The sequence below is a fragment of the Clostridium sp. D33t1_170424_F3 genome (genome assembly GCF_015667585.1).
Classification (GTDB): Bacteria; Bacillota; Clostridia; order Oscillospirales; family Acutalibacteraceae; genus Anaeromassilibacillus.
In genome coordinates, this window is the sequence record NZ_JADPEG010000009.1 from 59,190 (window position 1) to 74,039 (window position 14,850).

Sequence of the window (14,850 nt, forward strand, 5' to 3'; positions counted from 1 at the left end):
TATACTTGTGTTCAGTCAAATTGACAGGAGGAAGCGTATGCTGATTATCAATGCGTTTTTGCATACTATGACAGGCCAAAATATTGAAAATGGATATCTGCGCGCCGAAGACGGTGTGATTCGGGAGATGGGGCCAATGCCGGTTAAGCCCAGTGAAGAAGAAATCGTGTACGATGCACAGGGAGCGGGGCTGTACCCCGGCTTTATCGATGCGCATACCCACCTTGGCATGTGGGAGGACGGGCTCACCTTCGAGGGGGACGATGGAAATGAGGAGACAGATCCGGTTACGCCGCAGATGCGGGCGATCGACGCCATTAATCCGGTCGACCGTTGTTTCCGCGAGGCGCTGGCCGCGGGCATCACCACGGTGGTCACAGGACCGGGCAGTGCGAACGCGATCGGCGGCCAGATGGCGGCAATCAAAACGTATGGCTGCTGTATCGACCAGATGATTATTAAAGCGCCGGTCGCGATCAAAATGGCGCTGGGGGAAAATCCAAAGACCGTTTACCACGGCAAGAATCAGGCCCCCTGTACCCGTATGTGTACGGCGGCGCTGATTCGTGAACAGCTCTATAAGGCGAAGCGCTATATGGAAGAAAAGGAACGCGCAGAGCAGGATGAAGAGTTTGACCTGCCGGAATACGATATGAAATGTGAGGCGCTTTTACCGGCCCTGCGGCGGGAAACAGAGGTGCATTTCCATGCCCACCGCGCCGACGATATTTTTACAGCGGTGCGGATTGCCAAAGAGTTTCAATTGGATTACGTAGTCATCCACGGCACCGAAGGGCATCTGGTGGCAGGCGCGCTGCGGGAGGAAGGTGCGCGTGTGCTGTCCGGACCGTTTCTCTGCGACCGCAGTAAACCGGAGTTGCGCAATTTGACGCCGGAAACGCCCGGTGTGCTGGCGGGCAATGGTGTGCCGACCGCGATCATCACGGATCATCCGGTGATCCCGATTCAATACCTGCCCCTTTGTGCGGGGCTTGCCGTTCGGGAAGGCATGCGGCATGAGGACGCCTTGCGCGCCATCACGGTTCATCCGGCTCAAATCTGCGGGATTGACAGCCGTGTAGGCACGCTGGAAATTGGCAAGGATGCGGATATGGTTTTGTTTGATGGAGATCCGCTGACAGTTGCGGCAAAGCCCAGAATGGTATTTGCCCGTGGCGAACAGGTGCAGATGGAAAGGATGGAACGGCCATGAGAGAGATACAGGCAGAACAGATTGTCAACGCCGTAAAACAGCTTTGCATTGACGCAAACCGTGTGCTGCCGCAGGACCTGGAGTCCTGCATCCATCGGGCGGCGGAACAGGAAACGTCTCCGTTGGGGAAGTCCATCCTGTGCGATTTGTGCAGCAATATGGATGCGGCCAGGGAACTGCAAATACCGGTCTGCCAGGATACCGGTATGGCTGTCGTCTTTGCAGAAGTGGGGCAGGAGGTCCACATCAACGGCAACTTTGAGGAAGCTGTCAACGAGGGTGTGCGCCGGGGGTATCTTGACGGGCTGCTGCGTTGCTCTGTCGTGGCGGACCCGATCCGCCGCGGAAATACGGGGGACAACACGCCTGCCATTCTGCATACGCGTCTGGTGGCGGGGGACAAGCTTTCTCTGACGGTTGCGCCAAAGGGCTTTGGCAGCGAAAATATGAGCCGGATCAAAATGTTTACGCCGTCCGCGACAATCGACGACATTGTCGGTTTTGTCGCGGAGACCGCTCAGGCGGCGGGAAGCAATCCCTGCCCGCCGATGGTGCTGGGGGTTGGAATCGGCGGCGATTTCGAGAGGTGCGCGCAGCTTGCAAAAGAGGCGCTCTGCCGCCCCGTGTCCGAGCCGAACGGAGATCCGTTTTACGCGGAGCTGGAGGAAAAAATGCTGGAAGCGGTCAATGCGCTGCAGATTGGGCCGCAGGGGTTCGGCGGAGAAACGACAGCCCTCAGCGTACATATTGCACAGTTTCCAACGCATATTGCGGGGCTTCCGGTTGCGGTCAATGTGGGTTGTCATGTCACGCGTCATAAAAATATTACAATTTAGTCGCAAAAAGCTTTCTTTTATTTAGCAACTATGTTATATTATAGGTAATGGGAGATCTTATCACGGACAGGCGTCCGGAGGATTCCTTTTTCGCCGGTCTGTGAAAGACAAGTTGCCAGATATTACAACGTTGTGCGTCCGAACATGACAGGGGACGCCAGAGCGGCTTTGCTGTGCCGGGTGCGCAAACGGAAGAAGGAGATGTTATTATGAAGATTACCATTACCGGAAGAAAGGTTACTTTAAGGGACAATTTCAAGGAGCTTGCGACAAAAAAGCTTTCCCGTTTTGAGCGAATCTTTGACGAAGATGCGGATGCAAATGTGGTGGTAACTCTTGAAAAAAACCGTCAGACGGTTGAGATAACAATTAAACAGCGCGGCATGATTTATCGCGCGGAGTCCACGGCGATGGAAATGAACGACGCGCTGGATCAGGTGATGAGCGCGCTGGGCAGGCAGATCCGCAAGAACAAGACCAAGCTGGAAAAGAAAATCCACTCCGGCGCGATCGACCAGTATCTGGGCGATTTCACGGAGGAAGAGCCTGTATTGGAACCGGTTGCGGACGCCGATGAGGAATACCACATTGTGCGTGTCAAGCATTTCTTTGTAAAGCCGCTCAGTGTGGAGGAAGCGATCCTGCAGATGAACATGCTGGGCCATCAGTTCTTTATGTTCCGCAATGAGACGAACGGGGAAATCAATGTGGTCTATAAGCGGAAGAACGGCGATTATGGACTTTTGGAGCCGGACGCGGAATAAACGATTTTATGTGTCTTAGACAAAAATGAATGGGCGCGCTGCAACGATTTTTTGGTTGCAGCGCGCCTTTTTGTGGTACAATAGCTTCGTAAAACAGTGCAGAATTTAAATTATGAAGAGAGAGGTAATATACGTTGAAACTGATTTCCTGGAATGTCAACGGGCTGCGAGCCTGCTTGAATAAAGGCTTTATGGATTTTTTTAACCAGATTGACGCGGACGTCGTCTGCCTGCAGGAGACAAAGCTGCAGCCCGGGCAGGTGGAGCTTGATTTGCCGGAATACCGTCAATATTGGCATTCTGCCATTAAAAAGGGATATTCCGGTACCGCTGTTTTTTCCCGCATGGAGCCGCTGCAGGTCCAATATGGGATTGGCGTGGAGGAGCATGAGGGAGAAGGCCGCGTGATCACGCTGGAGTTCCCGGACTGGTATCTGGTTACGGTCTATACCCCAAACGCGCAGCGGGAGCTGGCCCGAATCGACTACCGCATGAGCTGGGAGGATGCGTTCCGCGCGTACCTGAAGAAGCTGGATGCGAAGAAGCCGGTGATTGTTTGTGGCGATATGAACGTCGCGCATCAGGAGATTGACTTGAAAAATCCCAAGACCAACCGGGGAAACGCGGGTTTCTCTGACCAGGAGCGGGAAAAGATGACGGAGCTGCTGACAGGCGGCTTTACAGATACCTTCCGCTTCCTGCATCCGGATGCGGTTGGGGCCTATACCTGGTGGAGCTATATGTTTCATGCACGAGAGAAAAACGCGGGTTGGCGCATCGATTATTTTCTGATTTCCGACCGTCTTCGGGACAAGCTGCAAGCCAGTGAAATTCATCCGGAGGTGATGGGAAGCGATCATTGTCCGGTGGAACTGCAAATCGAACTGTGACTGGAAGATACAGCGAATCTTTTATAAACAAAAGAGCGCCGGGATTGATACATACAATCCCGGCGCAATACACAGTTGTCTTTCACTTTTTATTACATCGAAAAATCATAGATTTTCCGCTTCCGCGTGCAACAATAAACCCTTTTCTACGAGTCAGTCAAAAGTATTTAAAAACCCTTCTCTGCCAGATTAACCAGAAAGACACAACTATTTTTTATCATCCCTGCGGGCAGCCGACAATTCACTGAGAATTCGTTCGGAAGCGGTCCGGCGCGCATTTGCTTCGATGGACAGCTCGATTGCCAAACGGGCAAGAGCGGATTCTCCCTCGGGGACGGCTTCATCCACCCGTTTACACACATTTTGCAGTGCGTCTGCCTGTGCGGAACAAAAACGGTCGTACATGTTTGCGTTGCTCTCTGTGGAAAGAAGATCCTTCATCAACATATCGATGTCCGGAATGGAAAGGACCTGTTTCAGCAGGCAGATGACCGTCAGCATGGCGAGGTGTTCCCTGGAATACTTCTTTTGCTCCGGGCGCGGCAAGACGCCGTCCTTAACGTAATTGTTGATCATGCTGGAGGTAATCAGACTGGAAGCGTCCGACCGCTCAAACGGCGCAAGCTGTTTGTTCATATAAGTCAGCACCTGATCCATATAGAGATAGATTTCCGGCAGGCGGTTCCATTCCACCGGCATGTATTGCTCCGTCTCCCTGGTCCATGCGCATATTTTATCAACTGCCTCGCTCATAAAAGCTCCTTTCAATATAAAACGCGGTCAGAGACGCGCGTGATTTTTTTGATTAAGATAGCGGCTGGGCGGCACGCCCATATGCCGCTTAAAAACCCGCGAGAAGTACAGCTGGTCGGAAAAACCGGTGGAATACGCGACTTCTCCCACAGAAAGATTGCCCGCTTTGAGCAACGCCGCCGCCTTGTTCACACGGTAACGCATCAGGTATTCGTTTGGCGGCATGGAGAGATGCTGCATAAAAATGCGGTATAAATGGCTGCGGCTGATGCCTGCGCTTGCCGCAACGTCCTCAATGTCAATGTCGCGGGAATAATTGTAATCAATGAATTTAATGGCTTTCTGCACATACTCATAGCCGGTCGTATGCTGCGCGGAGATGCTTCCCAAACGGTCAATCAATTCTCCCAGAAAGTAGAACAGCCCGCCCAGCATGCGCGCTTCATTAGCTGGGGAGGAGCCGGAAACATTGCAGATATCGGTCAAGAGGCCTTCCAGCTTTCCGTCGTGTTCGCAATGGAATACAGGCGCGTCCTCACTCAACCCGGTCTGTTCAATCAGCCGCTTTGCATCGCTGCCGTTAAAGCCGACCCAGCAATATTCCCAGGGATCCTGCTCATCAGCGGAGTAGGAAGCGACGCAGGAGGGCAGGACCAGAAAGCCGTCCCCAACAGAAAGTTGGTGTACGTTTCCCTTTGAAGAAAAAACGCCCTTTCCGGAGACGATATAATGGATGAGGTAGTGGTCGCGAATGGCAGGTCCCCAACTGTGTCCGGCGGCGCACCGCTGCACGCCACAGCTGTAAACAGCAAGCCCCAGGTTATTATGGTAAGGGACTTTAAAGGAGCGCCGGAACTCTTCATTCGTCATATTTAACTCCTCCCAAAAGTGCAGATACCAAGCAACTCTATTATAATTCGTCCCAGCCGGTTATGCAATTCCCCTGCGGTAATTAATGAAAAAGAAAACGTATTTTATACGAAAAATTCATTGAAATTGATCTTGTTATCGGTTATAATATGAATTGTTGTTTATTTAACTACTTGGCAGGCCCATAGATCGCAGCACTCTAGAATCTTTAGGAAGAATGGGGTATATCAAATGGATCCACAAAACGAAGTTTTACTCTCGCTCACAGTTTTACTCACAGGTTTGGTCGTTGTCTTTGCAATGCTGGTTTTTCTGACGATCGTCATCAAGGTTTATGGCGGCGCAATTCACAGCATGATGAAGAAAAAGGCCAGTAACAAAACACAGGCTGAAGAAAAACCGGCCCCTGTTGCGGCGCCCGCGCCAAAGCCGGCGATTGCAGTGGAGGAAGGTATTTCCGGCGAAGTGGTGGCAGCTATTGCCGCCGCCGTCTATATGACGTACGGTTCCGCCGCTCCGGCGATCCGTTCCGTCAAGCGTGCCGCCTCCAATCCGCGCTCCATCTGGGGAGAAGCTGGAAGGCTGGAAAATACACGCCCCTTCTAAACCGGGAACCGATTATCCGCATATGCGCGACTCCGCTGTGGACAGGCTGTGCCTCTCCGCGGCAATATGAAAAAGAAAGGGCTGACATTTTCAGTGCAGATCATCAATGAGTTTTTGAGTTCCGTTGTAGACATTTTCCAGACCTCTGGATTTGCGAGCAATGACTGGCGCAATTACATAATGATTGCGATTGCATGCGTACTGTTCTATCTGGCAATTAAAAAGGAGTTTGAACCGCTTCTTCTTTTGCCGATTGCGTTTGGTATGCTGATGGTAAACCTTTATCCGGCGATCATGGCCGCGCCGACCGATACGGCAAACGGCGGTTTATTCTATTACTTATATCAGGGCGTTAAATTGGGTATTTATCCGCCGCTGATCTTCCTTGGGATCGGCGCAATGACGGACTTTGGCCCGCTGATTGCAAACCCCAAAAGCTTCCTGCTTGGTGCTGCGGCTCAGGTTGGTATCTTTATTACGTTTATTGGCGCTATTTTTATCGGAAACCTCAATATCCCCAACCTTGCCTTTACAGCGCAGCAGGCGGGTTCCATTGCCATCATCGGTGGTGCGGACGGCCCGACGGCAATTTATGTAACCTCCAAGCTGGCTCCGGAGTTGTTGGGACCAATTGCGGTCGCGGCGTATTCGTATATGGCGTTGGTTCCGATTATTCAGCCGCCGATTATGAAGGCGCTTACCACTAAGAAAGAGCGTATGATCGTGATGGAGCAGCTGCGCCCGGTTTCCAAACTGGAAAAGCTTCTGTTCCCGATCATTGTTACGATTATTATTTCCCTTTTGCTGCCGGATGCGGCCCCGCTGGTTGGCATGCTGATGCTGGGCAATCTGATGCGTGAAAGCGGCGTAGTGGGACGTATTGCCAATACGGCGCAGAACGAACTGATGAATATCATTACGATTTTCCTGGGCGTTACGGTCGGTGCAACCGCAACGGGAACCGTGTTCCTCAGCCCGCAGACGATCGGTATCATCATTCTTGGCTTGCTGGCGTTCTGCTTTGGCACTGCTGGCGGCGTCCTGTTTGGCAAGCTGATGTGTGTTATCACCCATGGCAAGGTCAACCCGTTGATTGGTTCCGCAGGCGTTTCCGCCGTACCGATGGCGGCGCGTGTCAGCCAGAAGGTCGGTCAGGAGGAAAACCCGAGCAACTTCCTGCTGATGCATGCAATGGGCCCGAATGTGGCGGGTGTGATCGGCTCCGCTGTTGCGGCCGGTGTTCTGATCAGTATTCTTGGATAATACCGTCTTTTTGGTTGCAGCAACTGAATAGTAGAAGAGAAAATACCCGCACACTATCTAGCGTGCGGGTATTTAATTGATGGATTTGTTTTGACGATGTGGTGAGGAGCGAAAACGATGAATGAAATGAGAGCAAATGAGATCCTCAGACTGAGAAAAAAAGTAATGGAGAAAGAGTTTTCCCGTATGAACGACCGCCAAAAGGAGGCTGTGTTCCATACGGATGGCCCGTTGCTGATTCTGGCGGGCGCAGGAAGCGGAAAGACTACCGTGCTGGTCAACCGGATTGCGAATTTGATCCGCTGGGGCGGCGCGTATCACAGCACAGCGGTGCCGGAGGATTTAACGGAGGAAGAATATGCCTTGCTGCAAACTTCCGCGGAATCGGACGCTTCCCTTTCCGGGGAAATACGCCGCAGGTTGGCTTCCTATCCCTGCCGCCCATGGCAGGTTTTGGCGATAACCTTTACGAATAAGGCGGCGGGGGAACTGAAAAATCGTCTGATTGCCATGCTGGGAGAGGATGGCGGCGATATCTGGGCATCCACATTCCATTCGACTTGCGCACGCATGCTGCGTAAGGATGGAGAGCGCATCGGGTACACCAGCCACTTTACCATCTATGACACAGACGATTCGCGCCGGCTGATGAAGGAGTGTCAGAAGGCGCTGGGGATTGACGACAAGATTCTTTCTCATAAGACGATCCTGTCCTCTATCTCGCATGCAAAAGACAGCCTGATTTTACCGGAAGAGTACGCCAAACAGGCAGGGAACGATAATCGCCTGGCCATGATCGCGCAGGCGTACCAGCTTTATCAGAAACGCCTGAAAGAGGCCGACGCAATGGACTTTGACGACCTGATCTGCAACACGGTGCGCCTGTTCCAGGAATGTCCCGAGGTTTTGGAATATTACCAGGAAAAGTTCCGCTATATCATGGTGGACGAGTACCAGGATACCAACCATGCGCAGTATGTTTTTGTCAAACTGCTGGCTGAAAAGCGGCAGAATATTTGTGTAGTGGGCGACGACGATCAGAGTATTTATAAATTCCGCGGCGCAACCATTGAAAACATTATGAGCTTTGAGCAGACGTTCCCCCGCGCAAAGGTGATCCGACTGGAACAAAACTATCGTTCCACACAGAACATCCTGAATGCGGCAAATGCGGTTATCGCCAACAACACGGAGCGAAAAGGGAAGACGCTGTGGACCGACAATCCGGAGGGAAAGAAGATCGGCGTACACACGTCCTTCAGCGAGCAGGACGAGGCCGACTATATTGGAAAAAAGATTCTGGAGGGTGTTGCCGGCGGCCGCAAATACGCCGATTACGCAATTCTTTACCGCATGAACTCTCAGTCCAACATTTTGGAAAAGGTTTTTGTGAAGTCCGGCATTCCGTACCGGATCATCGGCGGCCTGCGGTTCTATGAGCGCAAGGAAATCCGGGATATGATCGCGTATTTGAGCGTGATTAACAATCCGGCGGATGAAATTCGCCTGCGCCGGATCATCAACCAGCCCAAGCGTTCTATTGGCGACAAGACAATCGCACAGGCGACGGAGATTGCCAACACAGTGGGGGAGGACCTGTTCAGTGTCATCTGCCGTGCGGACGAGTATGAGCCGCTCAAGCGGACATCTCCCAAGCTGCTGCAGTTTGCGGAGATCATGCAGTCCTTGATTGAGGCTGCGAACGATGAGACCGTGAGCCTGAATGAGCTGTATCATATGATCCTGACAAAGACAAATTACATTGAGGCGCTGCAGGCGGCGGAAAACGACGACGCGCAGGACCGCATTGACAATATCAACGAATTGGCTTCCAACATCATCAAATATGCGGAGGACAACGGGGAGGAAGCGAGCCTTTCCGGCTTCCTGGAGGAAGTCGCGTTGATGACGGATATTGACAACTTTGACGCGACAGCGGATTCCGTCGTTATGATGACCATGCATTCCGCAAAGGGACTGGAATTCCCGGTGGTTTTCCTGCCGGGCTTTGAAGAGGGCATATTCCCGGGATTGCAGGCCATTTACAACCCGAATGAGATTGAAGAGGAACGCCGCCTGGCGTATGTTGCAATTACCCGCGCACGGGAAGAGCTGAACGTACTCAATGCGGAAAGCCGTATGATCTTCGGCAGCACATCCCGCAACAAGTCGTCCCGCTTTATAGAGGAAATCCCAGCCGAACTGATTGACTACAGCCGTTCCAGAGAGTGGAAGAAGCCGAAGCCCGGTGTTGTTCTGCCGACTTCCTCGTTTGAGGCTCGGACCATTTCCGCCAATGCGGCGCGACACTTTGGCCCGTCCAGCCTGGAGCAGGGCCATGCGCCCGCGGAGCCGCTCCGCGTAGGCGATCAGGTTTCCCACAAGACATTTGGGGAAGGTTCCATATTATCGGCGACGCCGATGGGGAATGATACCCTGCTGGAAATAGCCTTTGACAAGGTAGGCACAAAGAAGTTAATGGCGAATTTTGCGAGATTGACACGACTTTAAGAGAAGAGGAGATCCATGGAAGAGACAACAAAACTGCGGCAAAATAAAATGGGAACCGCACCGGTTTTCCCGTTAATCCTGTCCATGTCCCTGCCGGCGATGTTTTCCATGCTGGTGCAGGCCTTGTACAATGTAGTGGACAGCTATTTCGTCGCCAAAATCAGCGAAAACGCTTTGACGGCGGTTTCGCTTGCATTTCCCATCCAGAACCTGTTGATTGCGGTCGGCGTGGGTACGGCGGTGGGAATTAACTCCCTGATTTCACGGCGCCTGGGAGAAAACCGACGTGCGGACGCGGACAGCGCCGCCACGCACGGCATTGTGCTGGGGGTTTTCAACTGGGTTTTGTTTGCAATTTTTGGCCTGTTCTGCTCCCGTATGTTCTTTGCCGCGTTTACCGGTACGCAGGAAGTCATTGAGATGGGCCAACAGTACATGAGCATCGTCTGCATTTTTTCTTTCGGTATTTTTGTAGAGGTCAATATTGAGAAGACGCTGCAGGCGACGGGCAATATGATTTGGCCGATGATTTTTCAGCTGATCGGCGCGGTAACCAATATCATTTTGGACCCGATTTTTATTTTTGGTATGTTCGGCATGCCGAAGATGGGCGTAGCAGGTGCGGCGATTGCGACGGTAGCCGGACAGATTCTGGCAATGATCGTTTCGATTGTGGTCATTTTTATTAAAGAGCATGAGGTAACGATTCATTTCCGCGGGTTCCATATTGATTGGGGCACCATTAAAAATATTTATTCGGTTGGTTTCCCGGCCATCATCATGCAGTCGATCGGCTCTGTGATGGTTATGGGAATGAATGCGATCCTGATCGCTTTTACGGAGACGGCGGTTGCGTTCTTCGGCGTATATTTTAAACTGCAGTCTTTTGTATTTATGCCGGTGTTTGGCTTGACGCAGGGGATTATGCCGATTATCGGATTCAATTACGGCGCGCGCAAAAAAAGCCGCCTGATGTCCACGATACGGATCGGGTCTATTATTGCGCTGGTCATTATGGGATGCGGTATGCTGCTCTTCTGGGCAATTCCGGGACAGCTTCTGATGATCTTTAATGCGTCGCAGAACATGCTGGAGATCGGAGTACCGGCGTTGCGGACGATCAGCCTGTGCTTTATGCCGGCGGCGATGGGTATCCTGTTCTCCACGGTCTTCCAGGCGGTGGGACGCGGCGTCAGCAGCCTGATTATTTCAGTCCTGCGCCAACTGGTGGTATTGCTTCCGGCGGCGTTTCTGCTGTCTCAAATTGGATTGCGGCCCATCTGGTATGCGTTTCCAATTGCGGAGATTGCCTCTTTGATTGCCAGTATCTTCCTGTTCGTAAGACTGTATCGGAATACGCTGAAAACCTTATAAGACGATCAATCCCCCAACAGGCCTGTGGTAATCCACAGGTCTGTTTTTTATATGGATAACAACCGGAAAAATCAATATGAATCGCTATTTTTTGATATTTACGCTCTAAAACTTAACGCTTATAATGAAATTGTCAGATAGCAAAAGAAACACAGGTTCATTGAATGCTTCCTTTTGTTATCCAATTGAAACAAAAAAAGAAAGAGAGGTGAACCCATCGCACATTCGTAGAGTGTATCAAGAATAAGGAGGAGTTAAAAATGTCAAAAGCAGGTAAAAAACTGGTTGCTTTATTATTAGCGGCCATGCTGCTGACCTCTGCCGGAACGGCCGGAATGGCGGCCCCGGTGCAGAACGGAGCAGACGCAGGAATTAGTGTTTCTCAGGAGGCGGTAACCGTTTCCTTTGACTCACAGGGAGGAACGGCGCTTTCCTCAATTGAGACAACACCGGGCGGTACTATATTACTTCCGGAAAATCCCTCGAAGCCCGGCTATGCCTTTAAGGGCTGGTATACGCAGCTGAATGGCGAAGGTACGCTGTTCTACATTGACACGCCGGTTGAACAGGACATGACGGTCTATGCCTACTGGGTGGAAATCCCAACGGGAATCATCGATGAGCAGCCGTCCGATACCTATTATGAAATCTTTGTGCGCGCTTTCTGCGATTCCGACGGCGACGGTATCGGAGACTTTAATGGGCTTGCCAGCAAAATGGATTACCTGCAGGACCTGGGAATCACCGGAATTTGGCTGATGCCGGTCACAGAATCCGGCAGCTACCACGGTTATGATACGGTGGACTATTACGACGTGGAGCAGGACTACGGCACGATGGAAGATTTTAAAAATATGCTGGATGCGGCGCATGAGCATGGAATCCGGGTCATTATGGATCTGGTGGTCAACCATTCCAGCCGGAACAATCCCTGGTTTGTGGACGCGATTACCAATCCGGAAACCAGCCCATACCGCGACTATTATAAGATTGAAAAAAGTACGGATTACGACGAGGACAAGGACAACAACGCGACAGACGACGCGCATTCCGGCAACAAGCGCGTGTGGCAGAAATCCAATCTTGCGCCGGGATACCGCTATTTGGGATTGTTTGGCGGCGGTATGCCGGACCTGAACTATGACACTCCCGCAGTACACGAAGAGATGATCCGCGCCGGACAGTTCTGGCTGGAGAAGGGCGTGGACGGTTTCCGTCTGGATGCGGCGCGCCACATCTACGGAGACTACCTGGATACCATGTACACCCCGGAAATCGCGGACAAAAACGCCGCGTGGTGGAAGGATTTCCGCACGGGCATGGAAGAGGTCAATCCGGATGTGTTCCTGGTCGGCGAGGTCTGGGAGCAGAATACGGACCGAATGGTGCCGTTTGTGCAGGACGGCGCGCTGGAAAGCACGTTTGATTTCAGCCTGGCTGGCGAGCTTCTGGAAACCGCCAAAAATGAGACCAACGGCGGCTTTGTCTCCGAACTCTGCGAAACCTTTGACAAGTTCGGCTTTGCCTCCAACGGCAAATTTATTGACTGTACATTCCTGACGAACCATGACCAGAACCGTACAATGAGCGTCATGGAGGGGAACAAGGACCATGCAAAAGTGGCGGCGTCTTTGTATCTGACTCTGCCGGGCAACCCCTTTATCTATTACGGGGAGGAAGTCGGTCTGGAAGGCATGAAGCCGGACCAGAATATCCGTGAGCCCATGCCGTGGTATGAGAGCAACGAGGGTCCTGGCCTGACCGATTGGCTGGCGGGTAAGAATCAATACAGCTTGGGCGGTGAAACTTCCGTGGAGGCGCAGGAGGATGATCCGGCTTCCATCTTGTCCCACTATAAAGAGCTGCTTCGTTGGCGCAAAGAAATTCCGGCTCTGGGAGACGGCGACGTAGCGGAATACGACTTTGGGAATGAAAGCGTTGCTTCCTATATCCGCATGACGAACAACAACAGCGTCCTGGTGGCGACAAACCTGACGGGAGAAGCCGTTACGGTAACGGTGAAGGCGGACGGTACCTATGGCTCGTTTGGCAAGCTTGTCAAACAATTGCAGGTGGATACCATTTCAAAGCTGGAGAACGGCAGCCTGACCATCGCGCCGTACAGCACCGTGGTGCTTTCCGGCGACGTGAAGCCCTCCCAGTACAGCGTGACCTATAGCAAAAATGTGAAGCTCACGGTTAATGGGGAAGCGCAGAGGCTTGCCGACCTGATCGGCCGCTTTACCGCGGATGTAACGGATGAAGAAGTAGTGCTGGCCTTTGTACCGGCAGTTGAGGGCAGAGAGCTTGCTGCTGTTTCTGTCAACGGAACTGCATGGAAGGTGAATGATTCAGGTCTCTTTACGTATACGGTGTCTCCAAATGAAGACCGGCATACAATGTTCGCCTTTACCATTGTGAATAAACAGGTTCTGCGTGTGGTGATGAAGGCCGCAGAAGATGCTATGAAAAAGATAGATGAAGAAACCATTCTGCCGGCAGTAAAGGAAGCGATGGAAAAAGCGCTTGCAAGGGCGGCGGAAGTAGAAGAAAACCTGACGTCCACCCAGGAAGAGATCGACGAAGCGTGGAGTACGCTCCTGAAGGCATTGCACTGCATCGACTTTGTAAAGGGCGATAAGAGCCATCTGAAATACCTGATCGATGTTGCGGAAGAGATGGATTTGAACGATTATACAACGTTGTATGTGGAGGAGTTCCGCATCGCCTTGATAGACGGTAAAAAGACAGCGGCGGATGAGAACGCCATGGACGATGAGATTACTGAGGCGGCCGACAGGTTGGAGCAGGCGATGCTGGCCCTGGTTCACCGTGCAGATACTTCCTATCTGGAATTGATGATCTCCACAGCGAAGGGGCTTGATCTGGATGTCTATTTAGACGACGGAAAAGCGGAGCTGGCGGAAGTGCTCGCGGCGGCGGAACAGCTGGCGGACGATCGGGACGCACTCCAAAGCGATGTGAACGAAGCCGTAGATGCGCTGGCGGAAGCATTGTCAAATTTGCGCAAGGCGGCGAACAAGGACGCATTGAAGGGTACCATCCGTACGGCGGAGTCGATTGACCTGAGCGGATACACAGCCAAGAGCGCGGCCAGGCTTCTGGAAGCGCTGGAGAATGCAAAAGCTGCGGAAGGCGACAATACCCTTGGGGAAGAGGACCAGCCGTTTGTGGACGCCCGCACAGAGGAATTGCGGGGAGCAATCGATGGATTGGAAAAGGAAAACAAGACGCACAACAGTTCCGGCGGCAGCTCCGGCAGAAGCCCCCGGCCTTCCGAGAATACGGTTGCCGCAGTCACAATGCCCGCCGTTCCTGCGGAGAAATCCATATCCGTCGTATCGGATACGACCTTGCCGTTCGCAATCAAACGCGGCAGCGCCTATTGCTTTAAAATGACGGTAACAGACGGCAGCGCCGCGGTTCCAGGCTTTACAGTTGGCAACGGAACCGTATTGAAGACGCAGTTTGTCACCAGAATCGGAAACGATTTCTATTACCGCGTATGGGCCGTTGGAGCGCCCGGCCAGCAGACCGGCGTGTACACCACCCTGCCTGGACAGGCGCCGCAGCTGCAGTGCGTTGTGACGATCGGCTGAGACTTTTATTAATGAGCAGTTTTTTTCTCATAACAGGTGTAATTCATATTCTCAAACAAACTCCTTATATCCCAAACAGAGCCCGGAAGTATCTTCCGGGCTCTGTTTCTTTTCCTGATTTAGTCTTTTTAAAACGATTGTGTTATACTA

At 52.2% G+C, this 14,850-nt stretch carries 11 protein-coding genes; 9 read left to right on the top strand and 2 right to left on the bottom strand.

Annotated features, from left to right (window positions below; genetic code table 11):
• Positions 1-37 precede the first annotated feature (37 nt).
• The 4 genes from I4V53_RS07645 (at position 38) to I4V53_RS07660 (ending at position 3,703) form a co-directional block, all read left to right on the top strand.
• Positions 38-1,213, top strand: coding sequence for an amidohydrolase (locus I4V53_RS07645; RefSeq protein WP_195985098.1), 1,176 nt, complete (start codon positions 38-40; stop codon positions 1,211-1,213).
• Positions 1,210-2,049 carry a fumarate hydratase gene (locus I4V53_RS07650; RefSeq protein ID WP_195985100.1) on the top strand — a complete coding sequence of 280 codons (840 nt, stop codon included), beginning with the start codon at positions 1,210-1,212 and terminating at the stop codon, positions 2,047-2,049. The genes I4V53_RS07645 and I4V53_RS07650 overlap by 4 nt, the downstream gene beginning before the upstream one ends.
• 209 nt (positions 2,050-2,258) lie before the next feature.
• Positions 2,259-2,813 carry a ribosome hibernation-promoting factor, HPF/YfiA family gene (hpf, locus tag I4V53_RS07655; protein WP_195985102.1) on the top strand — a complete coding sequence of 185 codons (555 nt, stop codon included), beginning with the start codon at positions 2,259-2,261 and terminating at the stop codon, positions 2,811-2,813.
• A gap of 134 nt (positions 2,814-2,947) precedes the next feature.
• A complete protein-coding gene (locus I4V53_RS07660; protein WP_195985104.1) occupies positions 2,948-3,703 on the top strand; it encodes an exodeoxyribonuclease III in 756 nt (251 codons plus the stop codon).
• 207 nt (positions 3,704-3,910) lie between these two features.
• Here I4V53_RS07660 and I4V53_RS07665 read toward each other — a convergent pair whose 3' ends face one another.
• Entirely contained in the window at positions 3,911-4,456 is a 546-nt protein-coding gene (locus tag I4V53_RS07665; protein ID WP_195985106.1) for a DUF1836 domain-containing protein, read from the bottom strand.
• A gap of 27 nt (positions 4,457-4,483) precedes the next feature.
• A complete protein-coding gene (locus I4V53_RS07670) occupies positions 4,484-5,326 on the bottom strand; it encodes an AraC family transcriptional regulator (RefSeq protein WP_195985108.1) in 843 nt (280 codons plus the stop codon).
• 231 nt (positions 5,327-5,557) lie between these two features.
• Between I4V53_RS07670 and I4V53_RS07675 the strand changes: the two genes are divergently transcribed.
• The 5 genes from I4V53_RS07675 (at position 5,558) to I4V53_RS07695 (ending at position 14,700) form a co-directional block, all read left to right on the top strand.
• Complete coding sequence (locus I4V53_RS07675) at positions 5,558-5,932, top strand: OadG family protein (RefSeq protein WP_195985110.1); 375 nt, start codon at positions 5,558-5,560, stop codon at positions 5,930-5,932.
• Between the two features lie 66 nt (positions 5,933-5,998).
• Positions 5,999-7,195, top strand: coding sequence for a sodium ion-translocating decarboxylase subunit beta (locus tag I4V53_RS07680; RefSeq protein WP_195985112.1), 1,197 nt, complete (start codon positions 5,999-6,001; stop codon positions 7,193-7,195).
• A gap of 117 nt (positions 7,196-7,312) precedes the next feature.
• Positions 7,313-9,706, top strand: a complete 2,394-nt coding sequence (locus tag I4V53_RS07685) for an ATP-dependent helicase (RefSeq protein WP_286167074.1) — start codon at positions 7,313-7,315, stop codon at positions 9,704-9,706.
• A gap of 15 nt (positions 9,707-9,721) precedes the next feature.
• Positions 9,722-11,080 (top strand): MATE family efflux transporter, encoded by a 1,359-nt coding sequence (locus tag I4V53_RS07690; RefSeq protein WP_195985113.1) that lies wholly within the window; start codon positions 9,722-9,724, stop codon positions 11,078-11,080.
• A 260-nt stretch (positions 11,081-11,340) separates the two neighbouring features.
• Positions 11,341-14,700 (top strand): alpha-amylase family glycosyl hydrolase, encoded by a 3,360-nt coding sequence (locus I4V53_RS07695; protein ID WP_195985114.1) that lies wholly within the window; start codon positions 11,341-11,343, stop codon positions 14,698-14,700.
• Positions 14,701-14,850: the final 150 nt, after the last annotated feature.